Consider the following 16,995-nt stretch of genomic DNA (forward strand, 5'->3'; position numbering starts at 1 on the left):
CATGATGCCGCTGCAGCGCGGCTCAAACTGGTTCGGGTTGCGGTTCCGGCTGCCGCGCGACCACAGCCGTCGGTGCCCACAGTCTGGCGGTCCGTACGTAGCTGTAGACCACTGAGGTCATCGCCAGAATGAGAAGTGATCCGGACACCACCTGGTGTCTGGCCATCTCCATCGGAAGATAGCGGTAAGACACCAACAGCGCGGCGAAGACCGTAGCGCCGTGGACGAGCATCTCGATCCCTGGCCGGTCCCAGCCACGGTCGAGCGAACGCAGCGCCGCCTCGACAGTGAGCGCGAACACCACTCCGGCGATGAGATCCACGCCGTAGTGGTAGCCGAAACCCAGCGTCGCGGCGAGCGTGGCAATCAGCCAGAACGCACCGGCGAACCGCAGGATTCGTGGGCCCTGGCGGGTATGAATGAAGATCGCGGTGGCCCATGCTGTGTGGAGGCTGGGCATGCAGTTTCGGGGGGTGATCTCGTCGTATGGCATCGGATGCGGCGTGGTGACCGGCAGCGGCGTGTGCGGCCACAGGTTGGCCATCGCCCATTCCACGCCGCCGGTTCCGGAGGCGCCCGGGCCGTAGGCGAAGACCGGTCCGACCACCGGGAAGATCATGTAGATGCCCGGCCCGAGGAGGCCGATCACCAGGAACGTGCGCACCAGATGATGCCTCGGGAAGCGGCGATCGACCGCTACATGACGCAGCTGGTACAGCGCGACGACAATCGCGGCCACCGCAAGCTTTGCGTAGACCAAGTCGAGAAGATGGATCCCGATCGGGCCTGTGGCCTGGAGAACGCGGCCTGCCAGCCACGAAGGGTTGCCCAGCGCGTGATCGGCGGTTGCCACGTACTGGTCGAGCACCACCGGGCGGGTCTTCGACGAGATCAGTAGCCAAGTGTCGCCGGTCTTGCGGCCGGCCACCAGCAGCAGGCCCAGCCCGACGCCCTTCAACAGGAGGACGCGTTCCCGGCCGGTGCGGCGCGTAACAGCGATGACTGCATAGCCCAACATCACCAATAATGCGCCATTGCCGAAGAAATGGCCATCGGCCACTTTGATGTCGGCCGCCCACCGCACCAGCAGGAAGACGCCGTCCATGCCGATCGCGACACCAGCCGCGATGATCCGTTGCGGCCAAGTGAGCACCACCGACATCAACGCCAAACCACCGTACAGCGGCCCCGGTTTCGGGGCGAATATCGCCCCTTTCAGCTGGTCGGCGACCGGCCCCGCTTGACCGTAGCGGCGTGCGGCGATCTCCAGCGCGACAAGGAGTCCAAGAGCCGCCACACCCGCTGTGGCCCACAGCATCAGCCGCCACTGACGCCGAGCAGTCAACGCACTTCTACTGTTTATTCGCGATAACACCCGAAACGCCCTAGATATGAATTTTTCGACTGATTTGCTTGATATAGGTTCAATGGTCGAACAGCGATGGGATCGATCATCGCGAGTTCGAAGATGCCATGAACTCGCAACACCTTCATGATCGGTGCTTGTTGAATCGCCTTCAACAGAGTTCGCAAGCCGGCGATAGGGACGCTTCATAAAGTTCGGTGTGGCGTTCCCATCACACGGCGAGCCGCTTGAACGGGTGGAGCAGCGCGAAGGCTCGTTCGACGACGCGGCGGAGCTTGCCCATGCCTGCCCTGGTCGACGAGCAGGGCCTCCGGGCTGCTGCGGGGCCGGCCAGAGCAGGCCGCCCAGGCCACAGGCGGCGCCACCCCCGCCGCCGTCCGCGCCCTGGTCGAGCAGACCGAGTGATTCGCCCGTTGACCATGTCGGCCGACTGAAGGCGCAGCATCCGTACAGTCCCCTTCAGAGGTCCTGACAAAGGCGTTGGACGGCGCTCGACCACACAACGGAAGATGCCTGGTCCGCTGCCGTGTTCTTCTCCCCGTTCGGCGATGACTGGGCGGATGCCGCGCTGCCACAGTAGGCGGCGGTACTTGTCGTGGTCGTATCCGCGGTCGGTGAGGAGCGCGTCGGGTCTGCGTCAGGGCCCGCCTACAGCACCAGCGACGGCCGGAACCCCGTCCAGCGGGGCAGCAACTGCGTGACGTCATTGCGGTTTCCGCCGGTCTGCGACACCGCGAGCGGGATGCCCTGCCCGTCGGTGAGGACATGGTGCTCGCTGCCCGGCCGTGCGCGGTCGACCGGGCGCACACCGTGTCCGCGCTGCTATTGGCGCCGCGTCCAGCGTGACCTGAGGCGGCCGGGGGTGCCGAGCCGGGGCGGCACGTCGCCGGAAGGGCGAAACCCGTGCGTCGTGGTCTACCCGATGCCCCACGAGGCGGTACTGAGCGGAGGCGCACCCGGGCTCCGCTCCCTGAACGCCCTCCTCGGCCGCACTCGTGCCGGGATCCTGGAACAGGTCGCGGAGCGCGGGGTCACGACGACCGAACTCGCCAACGACGCGGGCTCTCGCCGTCCACGGCGAGCCATCACGTCGGCATCCTGCGCAAAGCGGGGCTGCTCAGCACGTGCGGGGCGGGGAAGACCGCCCCGCACTCGGTCACGCCGCTGGGGCCGACGTTGCTGGACGGGCGTGCGGCCACGTGGTCACGGCGCTCGGCGTGAATGGATGGCGGCGGTGCCCAACGCCTCTCTAGCCTTGCCCACATGACCGACAACCGGATCGAACTGGCCGACGCCGTGCAGGCGGTACGGGATGAACTGATCACTGCGGCGGCTCGTTCGACCGGGCAGGACGTGACCTTCGAAGTGGGCGACATCGAGCTGGAGTTCGGAGTCGAGCTGCGCAAGGAGATCGCGGGCGGGCTCAAGGTGAAGGCCTGGGTGGTGGAGGCCGGGGCCGATGGCGGCGGGGGTGCGACACGGACCCATCGCGTGGCGGTCACGCTCAGGGCCCTTGATGCCCGGACCGGGCAGCCTTGGAAGGTGCGGAACGAGAGCCGGGGCAGCATCGGGCGGTTCGGCGGAGGTGTTGACGCGCGGTGATCGGGGGGAGGGCCCTGGAACGGGCCGTGGTGGTGTGGGGGAACGGGCAGGGCAGCGGGGTGTTGCTCAACCGGCGGACCGTGCTCACTGCGTGGCACGTGGTGGCGGGCGCCGCGCTCATCGAGGTGGCCCACCCTTCGTCGGGCGAGCCGGTGCCCTGTCAACTCGGCTGGACGGACGAGGGACGTGACACGGCACTGCTGCTCGCGCTGTCGGACGTGATCAGCCCCGAGCGCGCCGCACCCATGGGCCGCATCAGATTCGGCAGGGTCGGCACCGCGACCCCGCTGCCGCACTGCCAGATCGTCGGTTTCCCACAGATCCAGCGCTACGGGGAGCACGGCGAGGACCTGGAATACGACCAGTACCGCGTGAGTGTGCTGCCAATGGCCGGACGGATGAAGGGTGCGCTCACCTGCGAACTCGAACAGCCGGCAGCCGATGAGAGGCGCTACGGGAACTCACCCCTGCGCGGGCTCTCCGGTGCTCCGGTCTTCGCCGGCCCCGTGCTGCTCGGTGTGGTGACACAGGTGCCTCAGGGCCGCGGTCATCTCAGGATCGAAGCGGCACCAGTGGAGAACGCCCCCGAACTGGCGGCCCTGGGGCCGCCTCGCGTCCTGGAGAAAATCACCGAAGTCCATCCACAGGACGAGCGCTTCGAGACGCGGTACGCGGAAGACCTGAGCTCCCAGTACCGCAAGACGGAGATCTTCGGGATCGAGGAGCTCGGCCGCAGCGAGTCCCGCTGGGACCTCGACACCGCCTATCTGAGCCTGAGGGCCGAGGCCGCCACGTACTCGTATGCCGCGTACTCGTACTCAGGGGGCGAGCCCCCGGACTCGGAGTCGTACTGGACCACGTTCCAGGAGGCGCGGCCTCATGGTGGTATCTCCTGGCACGGTGCCCAGCGCATCGAGACCCTTCTGACCAACCGGCCCCGCGCGCTGCTGCGCGGCGAGGCCGGCGCGGGCAAGACGACCCTTGTCTGGTGGCTCGCCGCACATGCCGCGAACGGCACCCTGAGCGACGATCTCGCCGAGCTGAACGGCCTCGTGCCCTTCGTCATCCCGATGCGGGAGGTACACACACGCGGTGGACGCTTTCCCACGGTGTCCGAGCTCCTCTCCGCCGGGCGCGGCAGCACGGACGGTCAGCCCGACGGCTGGGCCCACCGGGTACTGGACGCACAGCGCGGGCTCCTCTTGGTGGACGGCCTGGACGAGGTGCCGGCAGAGGAACGGGAGGCGGCCCGACAGGGGCTGTGTGCCCTCCTCGACCGCTATCCCGGCACTCGGTGCGTCGCGACCGTGCGCCCCAACGCGGTCGGCAACCATTGGCTCAGCGACGACGGCTTCTCCGAGCTGACCCTCCTGCCCATGAGCGACGACGACATCCGCGCCTTCGTGCACGCCTGGCACAATGCCGCCCGTCTCGAATCCGGCCACTTCTACGACACACGGCGCGGCGGCGAGGAGCACGACCTCCTCACTTCCCTGCAACAGGATCTGACGCACCAGCTGGAACAGAACACCGCGCTGCGCGGCCTCGCCCGCACACCGCTGTTGTGCGCCGTGATCTGCGCCCTGCACCGGCGCCGCCGCGGTCTGCTGCCCACCACCCGCTGGCAGCTCTACCGGGCCGCTCTCGCCATGCTCCTCGGCGGGCGGGACGCGGGCCGGGGTGTCCGCAACGCCGACCACGTCAGGCTGGACTCCGAAGAGCAGCACGCACTGCTCCAGCGGCTGGCCATCTGGTTGGTCCGTATGGGGCAGCAACAGCTGACGCATGCGCAGGCCGTCCAGCAACTGGACCGCGCCATGCGGGACATGCCCCACGTCCAGGAACAGGGGCCGCCCGAGAAGATCCTGCGCTTCCTGCTCGACCGCAGTGGACTGCTCCAGGAACGGACGGACGACGCGATCCAGTTCATCCACCGTACGTTTCAGGACTTCCTGGCGGCCAAGGAGTTCCACGAGAGCGGCTATATCGAGGAACTGCCGCAGCATGCCCGCAGCGAGGCCTGGCAGGACGTGATCGTACTGGCCGCCGGTCACGCGGCACGTCCGGACTCCCGCCATCTCATCACCGAACTGCTCGGCCTCGGGGACAGTGCCGACGACCGCGGCGAGCAGTACCGCCTCTACGCACTGGCGGCGCGGTGCGCGCTCAACGTCCAGTCGTTGAACTCCGGCCTGATGGAGATGGTGAAGAACCGGGTGTCCGCCCTGATGCCGCCACGGGACCATGAAGAGGTCGAGGAACTCGCGGGTCTGGGCGACTGGGTCGTGGGCGTGCTGCCGGACGCGGAACAGTTGCGCGACCGCGTGGCCCTGAACACGGTGCGGCTCCTCGCCCGGGTACGCAGCGCGAAGGCGCGCCAGAAGCTGAGGCAGTGCGTGTCGCATCCGGAGCCGCTCATCCGGAGTGAGGTCGCGAAGGCCTGGGACTTCCACCCCTTGGAGGAGTACGTCAGTGAGGTCCTGGAAGGGGCTCACCTGCCCGATCTTCTGGTCGACAAGCAGGCACAACTTGTACGACTGCCTCGTCTGGGGTCCGTCGCCAGGCTCACGGTGAGGGGCCCGTACCCGTCACAGGAACTGGACGCCCACCTCCCGGTACGGCGCACCGAATCTCTCACTCTCTGGAGCAACGGCACGATCGAGAGCCTCGAGTTCCTGCGGAGCCGAGTGGATCTGATCCGCCTCGAACTGCAGGAGTGTCCATCGGTACGGGATCTCTCCATCCTGCCGGACCTCGGCCTGACGGCACTCCGGCTGAGCGGAGGCATGGCCGGAGACCTCAAGCCGCACCCTGGCGTCCGCCATCTGGAGGTGGGGATCGAGAACGCCGAATGGCTCGAAGACCTGGAGGCATGGACGAGTCTGCGGGCGCTGACCGTCGAGGGGCACACCACGAACCCGTCCCGGATTCTCTGGGCGGCACTGCACGCGCCCCGGCTCACCCGAATCGCGCTGGGGACCGACTCGCTCACCGACCTGACCCTCTCGGATCCGCTCCCACGCATCGAGCGACTGATGATCACCGGCTTGTGGGACGTCACCGACATCGGACAGCTGAGCCGCGTCTTCCCCAACCTGCGAAAGCTGGCATTGGGATTGGTGGACGGCAGCACACCCGAGCTGGATCTGCGCGAACTCCATGGCATGCCCAACCTGCAACTCGACCTTTGGAGTTCGCTCCCGGCTCAGCCCGACATCGTGGGAGCGGAAGCCTTCGGTAACCGGCTGCGAGTCCACTAGGGCGGCTGGAGCTACTGAGCACTCCGTCGGGCGTGGGTGAGACAGTCGGCCCAGGCGGTGGGAGAGGGTGAGGTTGGGCCCTGCATGTCCTTGGAACCGCGTACATGGATGGCGGCGGGGTTGAGGGCGACACCAACTGGCCCTGGCCAGAGATCACCGCGCCCTCGCCGAACCGGTGTGGCGTGTCGAGGGTGCCTGGGTGCCGGCACGGAGTGCGGCGTGGGCATGCATGGTCGGGCTGGTGTACCGCACCGGCACGACACCCTCGCGCAGATCGCGGCCGACTACCCGACGGCCGTCATCGGCCTGCTCGCCGACCGCTCACCCGGCCTGCTGCGCATTTCGCGCGAGGCCGACCCCGACTACGTCCTGCCCGATGGCACCCTCGCGGAATGCGACCGGGTCGGCGACAGCCGGGCCGGCTACTCTCACGGTGAGGATGGTGGCTGTGTCGTTCTGGCCGCGGCTCGACTCGTACTCTCACTGGCCGCTTGTGCCTTGTGTTTGATCTGTCCGTCCCGCCGGAGCGACACGTACCGGCACTGGGCCGGCGGAGCGTGCCCCGATAGGGGCCTTGGCCTCGAAGGCACCGTCACAGTTCTGACCGCTCCACCGACCGGCGCTGACTATCGGTACGTCGTCGAACCAGGAGCACCGTGACCACCTTCGGCATGCCTGCTGTCCTTCCTGTTGGGGCGTCCACGCTGAAGCACCGGCGGCACGGCGTGAACGTGCAGGTGGTGACCGATCCGGCGGGACAGCTGCTGTGGCTCTCGCCCGCGCTGCCCGGCCGTGCCCACGACCTGACCGCGGCCCGCACCCATCGGATCATCCGGATCTGTGAGCGGCACGGGCACCGGTGGAACGGGGCGTGGCCCGCCTGAAGTCCTGGCGCATCTTCCGCAAAGCGTGTCAAGGACACGGCTGTGACCAGCCGCATGAGAAGCCGGTCGTGCCTGGTCGGTAGGGGCGCTGACACCAACGCCGGTGGCGCAGCAGCAAGCGTGGGGGGCGCGGGCGAGCCAGGCGGGGTCGGGCGGCATGGCCTGGAGATCACGATGGCGGTGTGCCGCAGTCAAGGTGCGGCGTGAGCCGGTGGACAAGCGCGTGAAAGCCGCGATCGTGCCGGCCGTCGACCCGGCCGTGATCCGGCGAGCCGCCTGTTGTGACGGCAGGGGCACCCCCGCCGGTCCAGGCCGGCAGTCCATCGTCGCGCTGCCGGTTTCGTTACCCGGTCGAAGAGTGCTTTCGGGTGGGATCCAACCGGTAGTCGGGGCATTCGCGGTTTTGACATGCGCCCGGACCCCACACGGGAACGAATACGCCGAGGGTCTTGTGGCGGTGGACTGCCGCTGGCACGGATTTCTTGCAGGTCGGGCACGCGTACGCAACGGGCTTAAGCTTCGTTTTGACCATTTTTTTACGATATGCCCGTACTGGCGGGTCGGGAAGTGCCCTGCTTGTGCGCCGACCCGAGCGCGGGCTGGCTCCACCGTCCTCGCCCGGTGAACCGGCTGGAGGCTCAGGGGGATCCGTCACGGGCAGTGCGCTGGGCGTCTCGGGGTGCTCTGTGGCCGCGGAGGCGTCCTGTTCGTCGGTCTGTTCCAGGACGCCTATCGGGGCGGGCCTTTTGAGGCTGAGCACCACGGAACCTGTCAGGACGACGACGATGACCGCGAGGCTGATCGGTGAGGGGATTTCCGGGATGCTGGGGCTGATCAGCTTGTGGGATGCCTGGAGGATGAGCTTGACCCCGATGAAGGCGAGGATGATCGCCAGTCCCTTGTTCAGGTAGTGGAAGCGGTCCAGCAGGCCGGCGAGCATGAAGTAGAGGGCCCGCAGGCCGAGGATGGCGAAGGCGTTGCTGGTGTAGACGATGAAGGCGTCGTCGCTGACCGCGAGGACGGCGGGCACACTGTCGACGGCGAAGATCAGGTCGGCGGTCTCGATCGCGGCGACCACCGCGAGCAGCGGGGTCGCCATCCGTATGCCGGCTTCCTTGACGAAGAACTTCGCCCCGGCGTACTCGTCGCGCACCGGGATGAGCTTGCGGAGCATCCGTACGGCGAAGCTCTTGCCCGGGTCGAAGCTTTCCTGCTCGTCCTTGAGGAGCTTGTAGGTGCTGTAGAAGAGGACCGCGGCGAAGGCGAACAGCACCGCGGTGAAGCGGCTGACCACGGCCACGCCGAGGGAGAGGAAGATCCCGCGGAAGACGAGCGCGCCGATGACGCCGAAGAACAGCACGCGGTGCTGGTAGGCGCGGGGCACCTTGAAGTACGCGAAGATCACGGCGAAGACGAACAGGTTGTCCACCGACAGACTCTTCTCCAGCAGCCACGCCGTCGTGTACTCGGTGCCCGCCGTCGTGCCGAGGACGAGGAAGACGACCGCGCCGAAGATCAGGGCGAGACTCACCCACAGGCCGCTCCAGGCGGCAGCCTCCTTGAAGCCGATGACGTGCGCGGTGCGGTGGGACAGCAGGTCCACCGCCAGCGACACGACCACCGTCGCGGCGAACGCCCCCCACAGCCAGAGCGGGACCTCAAGCACGCCGAACACCCTCACTATGGCCCGCGCGAAATACGCCAGCCCTATACAGGAGTGTCGGGCATTGCGCCCCCGGAGGCATGCGGAGCGGGTGAGGCCGACCGGAGGCATGATCCTCACGAGGCAGTGATGGCGGGCGCGCTACGGGTCTACGGGTTCGACGCCACGCACGACCAGGAAGGACCGCAGGCGGAGAACTGACCGGCGTGACCACAGCGCCCCGCAAGGACGGATCGGCCCCGGGGGTGTGACACTCTCCCGGTCACCGGTGCGCTGCGGGTGCTGCACACCTGGGGTCCCTCCGGTGCCCGCCCCGACTCCTCCTCGTTCCCCGGCCGCCGCGGCGGCCGCCTTCACGGCCGCCGTGGTCTGCGCGGTGCCCGCAGTCATCGTGACCATCGAACGCGTGGAATCCGGAGCCAGCCATCCCAGCGATGTCGCCACCGGGCGGCGATCGGCCCGGCCAGTGCCTGGCTTACCCGGCACGTCCCGCACTTGCTCCCGCACCGCCGCTGGACCAGCTACGCGGGGACGTCGGTTCGGTGCCGGGTATGCAGGCAGGTCACCAGTAGTGTCGGCGGCCGGCGACTGCGTGTCCCATGGACCCCATGATCCACAGGATGGCGCCGATGACCGCGAGGATGATCCCGATCGTCCACAGGATCGATATGCCGGTAACGAAACCGACAACCAGCAGAATGATGCCGAGCAGGAGCATGACCGCCTCCGTTCCGCAGTGGTGCTGCTTTCACTGTGGACCTCCCCACGGCACTAGGGAAGCCCTGGTGTCTTCTGAGCTCGCTGCGTGGTGCGACACGGCCAGCTCCTACGCATCCAGCACGGTTGCGGTCGGCGTCAAGAGCCTGGTGGTGGCCTGCCCTAGATTCCGATAATGGCCTGTCTCACGAACCTTCGGGGCGCCCGGACGGGTGCGGCCAGGGGCGAGCTGCGCGACAGACGGGCTCGGATACGGCGATATCGGCGGCGCAGAGCCGTGGCGTAAGCCGCGGTCGGTGCACGTTCACGGCGGCTGAGCGGCAAGGCCGGGCTCGGTCTCTCAGTGCGGTACCCACCACGCAACGACTCTCAGCCGATCAACCCCGGATGCCCGAGTTCAACGGAGCGTAGTCGGCACCAAGTCAGCTCGGGAGTCAGCACCGCACCACCAAATCACCCTGAACTACGTGTCCCGGACGGCACTCGTTTCGACCACCATCGAGCCCCTGAGCCGCCCTTCCATGAGTCGGCATGGTGGCCACACGCATAGCCAACCCTCGAACTATGTTGCCCCGCCACATGTGCGCCTGACCTGCGGATTCCTACGGTATGGCGACACGAAAACGTCCCCGCCAACCGCTTGGAAGTGGTGCCGATGCCGTCCCCCGCAACCGCTCCCCCACCCCCCGCCAGCCTCAAACGCATCGTCGCCGCCAGCCTCATCGGCACCACCATCGAGTGGTACGACTTCTTCCTCTACGGCTCCGCCGCCGCCCTCGTGTTCAACAAGCTGTTCTTCCCGGACTCCGACCCGCTCGTCGGCACGCTGCTGTCGTTCCTGACGTACGCGGTCGGGTTCGCCGCCCGGCCGCTGGGTGCGCTGGTGTTCGGGCACTACGGCGACCGGCTCGGGCGCAAGAAGCTCCTGGTGCTGAGTCTGCTGCTGATGGGCGGGGCGACCTTCGCGATCGGGCTGCTGCCGACGCACGCCACCATCGGGACGGCCGCGCCGGTCCTGCTCACCGTGCTCCGGCTGGTCCAGGGGTTCGCCCTCGGCGGCGAGTGGGGCGGTGCCGTGCTGCTGGTGTCGGAGCACGGGGACGCGCGGCGGCGTGGGTTCTGGGCATCGTGGCCGCAGACCGGCGCGCCGGCGGGGCAACTCCTCGCCACCGGTGTGCTGTCCCTGCTGACCGCCGTGCTGTCGGATGCCGCGTTCGGCAGCTGGGGGTGGCGGATCCCGTTCCTGCTCTCCGGGGTACTGGTGATCGTCGGTTTGTGGATTCGTCTGTCTGTCGATGAATCGCCGGTCTTCAAGCAGGCGTTGGCGCAGGCCGAGGCCCGCAAGGCGGACCGGCCCGCGGATGCCGAGAAGCTGCCGCTCGTCGCCGTGCTGCGGCATCACTGGCGTGACGTCCTGGTGGCGATGGGGGCGCGCATGGCGGAGAACATCAGCTACTACGTCATCACCGCGTTCATCCTCGTCTACGCCACCACCTCGGCCGGCGTCTCCAAGCAGACCGCGCTCAATGCCGTACTGATCGCCTCGGCCGTGCACTTCGCCGCCATCCCGGCGTGGGGCGCGCTCTCCGACCGGATCGGCCGCCGCCCCGTGTATCTGATGGGTGCTGTCGGGGTCGGGCTGTGGATGTTCCCGTTCTTCTCCCTGATCGACACCGGCGGCTTCGGCAACCTGATCCTCGCCGTCACAGTGGGTCTGGTGCTGCACGGGGCGATGTACGCGCCCCAGGCCGCGTTCTTCTCCGAGATGTTCGCGACGCGGATGCGCTACTCCGGCGCGTCCATCGGCGCCCAGTTCGCCTCGGTCGCGGCGGGCGCGCCCGCGCCGCTGATCGCCACCGCGTTGCTGTCCGACTACGGCAGCTCGACGCCGATCGCCCTGTACGTCATCGCCGCCGCCGTGCTCACGGTCGTCGCGGTGGCGGCGGCCAAGGAGACCCGCCACCGGGATCTGGCAGACGTCGCCCCTCCCGCCGACGCGGACCGGACCACGGCACCGGCGGCGGACGCCCGGACCCTCTGAGATGTCCCGGCACCGGCCCCCGTGCGAGCGTCCCTGCGTGCGGGGGCCCGCCCATGGGGGTCAGTGTCGCGCCGACAGCCGGCGCAGCCGCAGGGCGAGTTGGATCTCCAGGACGCGGGCCGGGCTCTGCCAGTCGTCGCCCAGGAGGCGGCCGACGCGCTCCAGCCGCTGGGCGACCGTGTTCACATGGACGTGCAGTTCGTCCTTGGTGCGGGCGGGGCTCATGCCGCAGGCGAAGTACGCGTCGAGGGTGCGCAGCAGTTCGGTGCCGCGTCGTCGGTCGTACGCGACGACCTGACCGATGGTGCGGTCGACGAAGCCGGGGATGTCCCGGTCACCGGCCAGGAGCAGCCCCAGGAAGCCGAAGTCCTCGGCGGCGGCGCCGTCCCCGGAGCGGCCGAGGAGCCGCAGGGCGTCGAGGCAGCGCCGGGCCTCGGCGTAGGCCGTGGCCACGGAGTCGGGGCGGGTGGCGAGGCTCTCGGCGGGTGCGGAGGCGCCGACGGTGACCGGTGCGTGGACCGCTGTGCCCAGGTGTCCGGCGGCGCGGCGGGCCAGTTCGGTGGCGGTGTCGCCGGGGCCGAGGGGCAGCAGCAGGACGGTGCCGCCGTCGCGTGCGGCGGCCAGGCCGTGCCGGGTCGCGGCGAGGTGGGACGCGGCGGCGGCGAGGCGTCTGCGGGCGTCCGCCTCCTGGTCGGCGTCGGGCGCGTCGCCCTCCAGACGCGCGGCCAGCACGACGTGGACGGCGTCCAGGTCGGCGTGGAGGCGGGCCGCGCGCTCCCGCAGCAGGCGAGGGTCGCGGTCGCGGGCGTCGAGCAGGTCGTCCAGGAGCTCGCCGCGGACGCGTTGTTCGGCCTCGGCGGCGGACCGGCGGGCCAGGAGCAGCAGAGAGGTGACCATGGCGGCACGCTCCAGGGTGCGCTGGTCGACGGGGTCGAGCCCCGGGTGGCCGCGCAGCACGAGCGCGCCGAGGAGTTCTCCGCCGGCGGCGACGGCGGCGATCCAGTCGTCCTCGTGCCGCACCGCGTGTCCCTCCGCGCGGGACGCCTCCAGGGCGTCGGCCGGTGCCGCGGTGGCCTCGGCGAACTCGACCGTGCCGTCGAGGACCTCGGAGACGGCGGCGGCCACGTCGTGGACCCCGCCGCCGCGCAGGACGAGCTCGGCGAGCCGGTCGTGCACATCGGAGGCGCGTTCGATGACGCCGCTGCGGTCCTGGATGATCTCGTTGGCCCGCTCCAGGTCGGAGAGGGCCGACCGGGTCTCGGCGAGCAGGTTGGCGGTGTCGATGGCGGCCGCGGCGAGGGCGGCGAAGGAGCCCAGCAGGGCGATCTGCTCCCGCTCGAAGACCCGGGCACGGCGGTCCGCGGCGAACAGCACGCCGATGACGTGGTGCCCGAGCGTGAGCGGCACGCCGAGGATGGCCACGAGCCCCTCGTCCCGCACGCCGGCGTCGATGGTGAGGGTGTGCTGGAAGCGGTCGTCCTTGAAGTAGTCGTCGGTGACATAGGGGCGTGCGGTCTGTGCGACCAGGCCGCCGAGCCCCTCTCCCATGCCGAGCCGCAGCTGCTGGAACCGGGCCGCGACCGAACCCTCGGTGACCCGCATGTAGGTGTCGCCCCTCGCCGGGTCGTTCAGGCTGAGGTATGCGACATCGGTGCCCAGCAGCGATCGGGCGCGCTGCACGATCGCCTGGAGTACGGCGTCCAGGTCGCGCAGTCCGGCGAGGTCGTGGGCGGTCTCGAACAGTGCGGACAGCTCGGCCTCGCGGCGGCGCCGTCCCTCCAGCTCCGAGCGCACGCGCAGGGCCAGCGGCTTGGCCCGCTGGAGTGCGGCGATCCACTCCGCCGGGCGCCCTTCGGCGCGCGCGAGCAGGACCGGCTGCTCGTAGGCGTCGGCGGACGCGCCCCGGGCCAGGAGCTTGAGATACGGCGTCTCCGCGTCGGCCGGTGGCGGTTCGGAGATGCCGGCGGAGCGCTCGGCGGACTGCACGTGATCGCTGGACATGCTCACAGGATTCACCATGACCGGGCCGTCCCGTCAGCCCTGTGGACAACTCCCCTCGGACGCTCAGGGCCGCTCAGTGGGCGGTCCAGCCGCCGTCGAGCACGAGCGAGGTACCGGTCACGAAGGACGCCTGCGGACCGCACAGGTACGCCACGGCCTCGGCGACCTCCTCCGGCTCGATGAGCCGCTTGACGGCGCTGTCCTGGAGCAGCACCTCGGACAGGACGCGCTCCTCGGGGATGCCATGTGCCCGGGCCTGGTCGGCGAGCTGCTTCTCGACCAGTGGGGTGCGCACATAGGCGGGGTTCACACAGTTGGAAGTGACACCGTGGGGTGCGCCTTCGAGGGCGGTGGTCTTGGAGAGTCCCTCCAGCCCGTGTTTGGCGGCCACATAGGCCGACTTGTAGGCCGAGGCGCGCAGCCCATGGACGGACGACACATTCACGATGCGGCCCCATCCCTGTCCGTACATGTGGGGCAGGGCACCGCGGATGAGCCGGAAGGGTGCCTCCAGCATCACGGTGAGCACCGTGTGGAAGACGTCGGGCGGGAACTCCTCGATGGGGCTCACGAGCTGGATCCCGGCGTTGTTGACGAGGACGTCGGTGCCCGCGGCGGCGAGTTCGGCGGCGTCCAGGTCGGTGAGGTCGAGGACGTGCGGTTCCACAGTGCCCTCGAGGTCACGACCCTGTCCGGCGAGCGCCTCCAGGCCCGCGGCGTCCCGGTCGACCGCTCTCACCTTCGCGCCGGCGGCCGCGAGCCGCAGCGCGCAGGCGCGGCCGATGCCGCCGGCGGCGCCGGTGACGAGCGCGGTGCGGCCGCCGAGGTCGAGCGGGGAGGCGTGGGGAGCCGGGAGGACACGGGGCGCGGTCATGCCTCGACCCTAGGCAGCACCCCTGCCGCACCCCATGTGGTCACGCCCTACAGTTCAGCCGGATGCAGTGGGGTCGAACCATGTGGGGGCGTCCGACAGAGCCTGTTTGATCCGCAACAGTCCGAACTCGTCCAGCTCGGGCAGGTCGTCGACGTCGAACCAGCCCACGTCCAGCGATTCGTCGTCGTTGACCCGCGCCTCGCCGCTGGTGGCACGGCAGCGGATGGTGATGTCCATGAACTGGCAGGTGTCGCCGTTCTCGTAGGTGACGGGGTCCAGTGCCTGGACGAGGACGACCCGTTCGGCGACACAGCGCACGGCCGTCTCCTCGTAGACCTCACGCACGGCGCAGGCCGCCGGCTGCTCTCCCGGGTCCGGGATGCCTCCGATCACGGACCACCTGCGGGTGTCGGAACGGCGGTTGAGCAGCACCCTGCCTTCGTCGTCGAAGACGAGGGCGGTGACTCCGGGGAGCCAGAGCAGCTGACGACCGGCCGAGGCGCGGAGGGTGCGGATGAAGTCGGGAGTAGCCATGCCGTCGACCCTAAAGGGCCGGTCCCAACGGCCCGGCGCGTTTCAGGCGGCGTGCGTCCGGCGTACGGCTACACGTCACCGGCGCGTCGCCCGCGCAGACGGGCGCCGACGGCCCAGCCCAGTCCCCCGGCCGCGACCAGCACGAGGGCGATCTCCGGCAGCACGCCGAGCTGTGTGGCGGGGGTCTGCGAGGAGCGCAGCGGCACCTTCTGCACCAGTGAGTCGGCGACGAACATGCCGGTCTTCTGCGTGATCTTCCCGTCCGGCATGATGATCGCGCTGACGCCGCTGGTCACCGGCACGGTCACGGTCCGGCTGTGCTCGACCGCGCGGACCCGGGACATGGCGAGCTGCTGGTAGGTCATCTCACTGCGGTCGAAGGTGGCGTTGTTGCTCGGCACGGAGATCATCTGGGCGCCGTCGGTGACCTCGGAGCGCACGGTCCAGTCGAAGGCGGCCTCATAGCAGGTGACGAGGCCGACCTTGGCGCCGTCCATGGTGAACACGCCCGGTTTGGAACCGCGGCTGAAGTCCTGGCGGACCATCGCCGTCCAGTTCTCGTTGATCGCGCCGATGAGCGAGCGCAGCGGGAGGTACTCGCCGAACGGCTGGATCTGGCGCTTGTCGTAGGTGTCGACGGGCCCCTTCGCCGGATCCCAAAGGATCTGCTCGTTGTAAAGCCTGCCGTCCCGTTCGACGACGCCGCCGACCGAGATGGGCACGCCGACGGCCTTGGCCGCCGTGTCGATCACGGCGCGGGCGTCGGGGTTGGCGAAGGGGTCGATGTCGGAGGAGTTCTCCGGCCACAGCACGAAGTCGGGCCTCGCGACCTTGCCGGCCTTGACCTCCGCGGCCAGGCGTTCGGTCTCGCGCGCGTGGTAGTCCAGGACGGCCCGCCGCTGGGAGTTGAAGTCGAGGCCCGCGCGGGGGACGTTGCCCTGGACCACCCCGACGGTGACGCTGCCGTCCTCGGCCTTGTCGCTGACCAGCGGCCGGGCGGCGACGGCGCCGACGACCGGGACGGCCACGCTCAGCAGGCCAACGGCCGCCGCGGCCCGCCGCACCGTCCCCGTCCGCCGGGTCTCCAACGCGAGCCGGACGACCTCGTACAGTCCGAAGCCGCAGAGGACCACCGCGAAGCCGAGAACCGGGGTGCCGCCCACCGCGGCGAGCGGCAGGAACACACCGTCCGCCTGCCCGAACGCGATCTTCCCCCAGGGGAAGCCCTCGAACGGCACGCGCGCGCGTGCCGCCTCGCCGGCGATCCACAGAGCAGCCGCCCACACCGGCCATCCGGGCAGCTTCGACACGGCGGTGACACCCGCGCCGACCAGCGCGACGAAAATCGCCTCGATCGCCACGAGGGCGAGCCAGGGGCCGGGACCGACCTCCACTCCGGTCCACACCAGCAGTGGCAGCAGGAAGCCGAGCCCGAAGAGGTAGCCGAGGCCGAGCCCCGCCTTCCAGCCGCGGCCGCGCAGCACCCAGCCGAAGATCGCGAAGGCCGGCAGGGCCAGCCACCACAGGGTGCGGGGCGGGAAGCTGACGTAGAGCAGGAGGCCGGAGAGCGCGGCTGCGGCGGCCGGGAGGAGGCGCACGAGCCGCCGGGCCCCGGTCCGCGCCTCGGGCGCGATCCGCGGCTCCAGCTGGTCCGACTCGCCGACGGAGGTTGCGGTGACGGTCACTCCCGGAGTGTAAGGCGAATGACCTTGACACCGACAGCGCGGTCCATGAGGCAGCGGCGTCACGCGCTGCGGACCCGGCCGGCGATGTTCCCGGTCCTCGTCCCCACCCAGCGGTCGGCACGGCTCTCTTGCCCGACCGCTCAGGGCGTCGCCGCATATCTGCCGCAACGTTCCTGCTCATTTCGTCACGACACATCCACAAACAGCCCACCAGCGGCTACGGTGTCCCGAAGCCTCAGTCGTGCGGCCGGTGGCGGCCCGTACGGCCGGGGTCTTCACAGGTCGGGGGCGACGCGGTACGGGGGGCGGGGCGGGGTGGGTTCCAGTGGGCTGACGTCCGCGTCCGGGCAGGACGCGGACGGTGAGAG

9 protein-coding genes and 4 pseudogenes are annotated in these 16,995 nt (G+C 69.5%); 5 read left to right on the plus strand and 8 right to left on the minus strand.

What is annotated here, in order from left to right; translation table 11 throughout:
* Positions 1-22: 22 nt before the first annotated feature.
* Together ACZ6TU_RS32255 and ACZ6TU_RS32260 are read right to left on the minus strand one after the other, a co-directional pair.
* Positions 23-1,318: a phosphatase PAP2 family protein gene (locus ACZ6TU_RS32255; protein ID WP_467678608.1), complete on the minus strand. Its 1,296-nt coding sequence runs from the start codon at positions 1,316-1,318 to the stop codon at positions 23-25.
* Positions 1,319-1,853: 535 nt separating this feature from the next.
* Positions 1,854-2,176: pseudogene (locus ACZ6TU_RS32260) on the minus strand (transposase); the annotation flags it as partial.
* A gap of 453 nt (positions 2,177-2,629) precedes the next feature.
* Between ACZ6TU_RS32260 and ACZ6TU_RS32265 the strand changes: the two are divergent.
* The 4 genes and pseudogenes from ACZ6TU_RS32265 to ACZ6TU_RS32280 all read left to right on the plus strand — a co-directional run.
* Entirely contained in the window at positions 2,630-2,968 is a 339-nt protein-coding gene (locus ACZ6TU_RS32265; protein WP_467678606.1) for a trypco2 family protein, read from the plus strand.
* Positions 2,965-6,228 (plus strand): NACHT domain-containing protein, encoded by a 3,264-nt coding sequence (locus ACZ6TU_RS32270; RefSeq protein ID WP_469552491.1) that lies wholly within the window; start codon positions 2,965-2,967, stop codon positions 6,226-6,228. Before ACZ6TU_RS32265 ends, ACZ6TU_RS32270 begins: the two co-directional genes overlap by 4 nt.
* A 213-nt stretch (positions 6,229-6,441) precedes the next feature.
* A pseudogene (locus tag ACZ6TU_RS32275) lies at positions 6,442-6,657 on the plus strand (IS5/IS1182 family transposase); the annotation flags it as partial.
* 278 nt (positions 6,658-6,935) lie between these two features.
* Positions 6,936-7,138 (plus strand): annotated as a pseudogene (locus ACZ6TU_RS32280) (transposase family protein); the annotation flags it as partial.
* Positions 7,139-7,841: 703 nt separating this feature from the next.
* Here the strand turns inward: ACZ6TU_RS32280 and ACZ6TU_RS32285 are convergent.
* Together ACZ6TU_RS32285 and ACZ6TU_RS32290 are read right to left on the minus strand one after the other, a co-directional pair.
* Positions 7,842-8,778, minus strand: a pseudogene (locus tag ACZ6TU_RS32285) (TerC family protein); the annotation flags it as partial.
* 559 nt (positions 8,779-9,337) lie between these two features.
* Complete coding sequence (locus ACZ6TU_RS32290) at positions 9,338-9,493, minus strand: DUF6131 family protein (RefSeq protein WP_086173352.1); 156 nt, start codon at positions 9,491-9,493, stop codon at positions 9,338-9,340.
* Between the two features lie 654 nt (positions 9,494-10,147).
* Here ACZ6TU_RS32290 and ACZ6TU_RS32295 point away from each other — a divergent pair.
* A complete protein-coding gene (locus tag ACZ6TU_RS32295; protein WP_467678602.1) occupies positions 10,148-11,533 on the plus strand; it encodes an MFS transporter in 1,386 nt (461 codons plus the stop codon).
* Between the two features lie 60 nt (positions 11,534-11,593).
* Here ACZ6TU_RS32295 and ACZ6TU_RS32300 read toward each other — a convergent pair whose 3' ends face one another.
* The 4 genes from ACZ6TU_RS32300 to lnt all read right to left on the minus strand — a co-directional run bounded on the left by ACZ6TU_RS32300 (position 11,594) and on the right by lnt (position 16,627).
* Complete coding sequence (locus ACZ6TU_RS32300; RefSeq protein WP_467678600.1) at positions 11,594-13,534, minus strand: helix-turn-helix domain-containing protein; 1,941 nt, start codon at positions 13,532-13,534, stop codon at positions 11,594-11,596.
* Between the two features lie 73 nt (positions 13,535-13,607).
* On the minus strand, positions 13,608-14,408 hold the full coding sequence (locus ACZ6TU_RS32305) for a 3-hydroxybutyrate dehydrogenase (protein WP_467678598.1): 801 nt from the start codon (positions 14,406-14,408) through the stop codon (positions 13,608-13,610).
* 54 nt (positions 14,409-14,462) lie between these two features.
* Positions 14,463-14,942 carry an NUDIX hydrolase gene (locus ACZ6TU_RS32310; protein WP_467678596.1) on the minus strand — a complete coding sequence of 160 codons (480 nt, stop codon included), beginning with the start codon at positions 14,940-14,942 and terminating at the stop codon, positions 14,463-14,465.
* 68 nt (positions 14,943-15,010) lie between these two features.
* The gene (lnt, locus tag ACZ6TU_RS32315) at positions 15,011-16,627 is read right to left on the minus strand and encodes an apolipoprotein N-acyltransferase (RefSeq protein ID WP_467678594.1); all 1,617 of its coding nucleotides are present in this window, start codon (positions 16,625-16,627) and stop codon (positions 15,011-15,013) included.
* Between the last annotated feature and the right edge of the window lie 368 nt (positions 16,628-16,995).

The organism is Streptomyces sp. NPDC052064 (genome assembly GCF_055585925.1).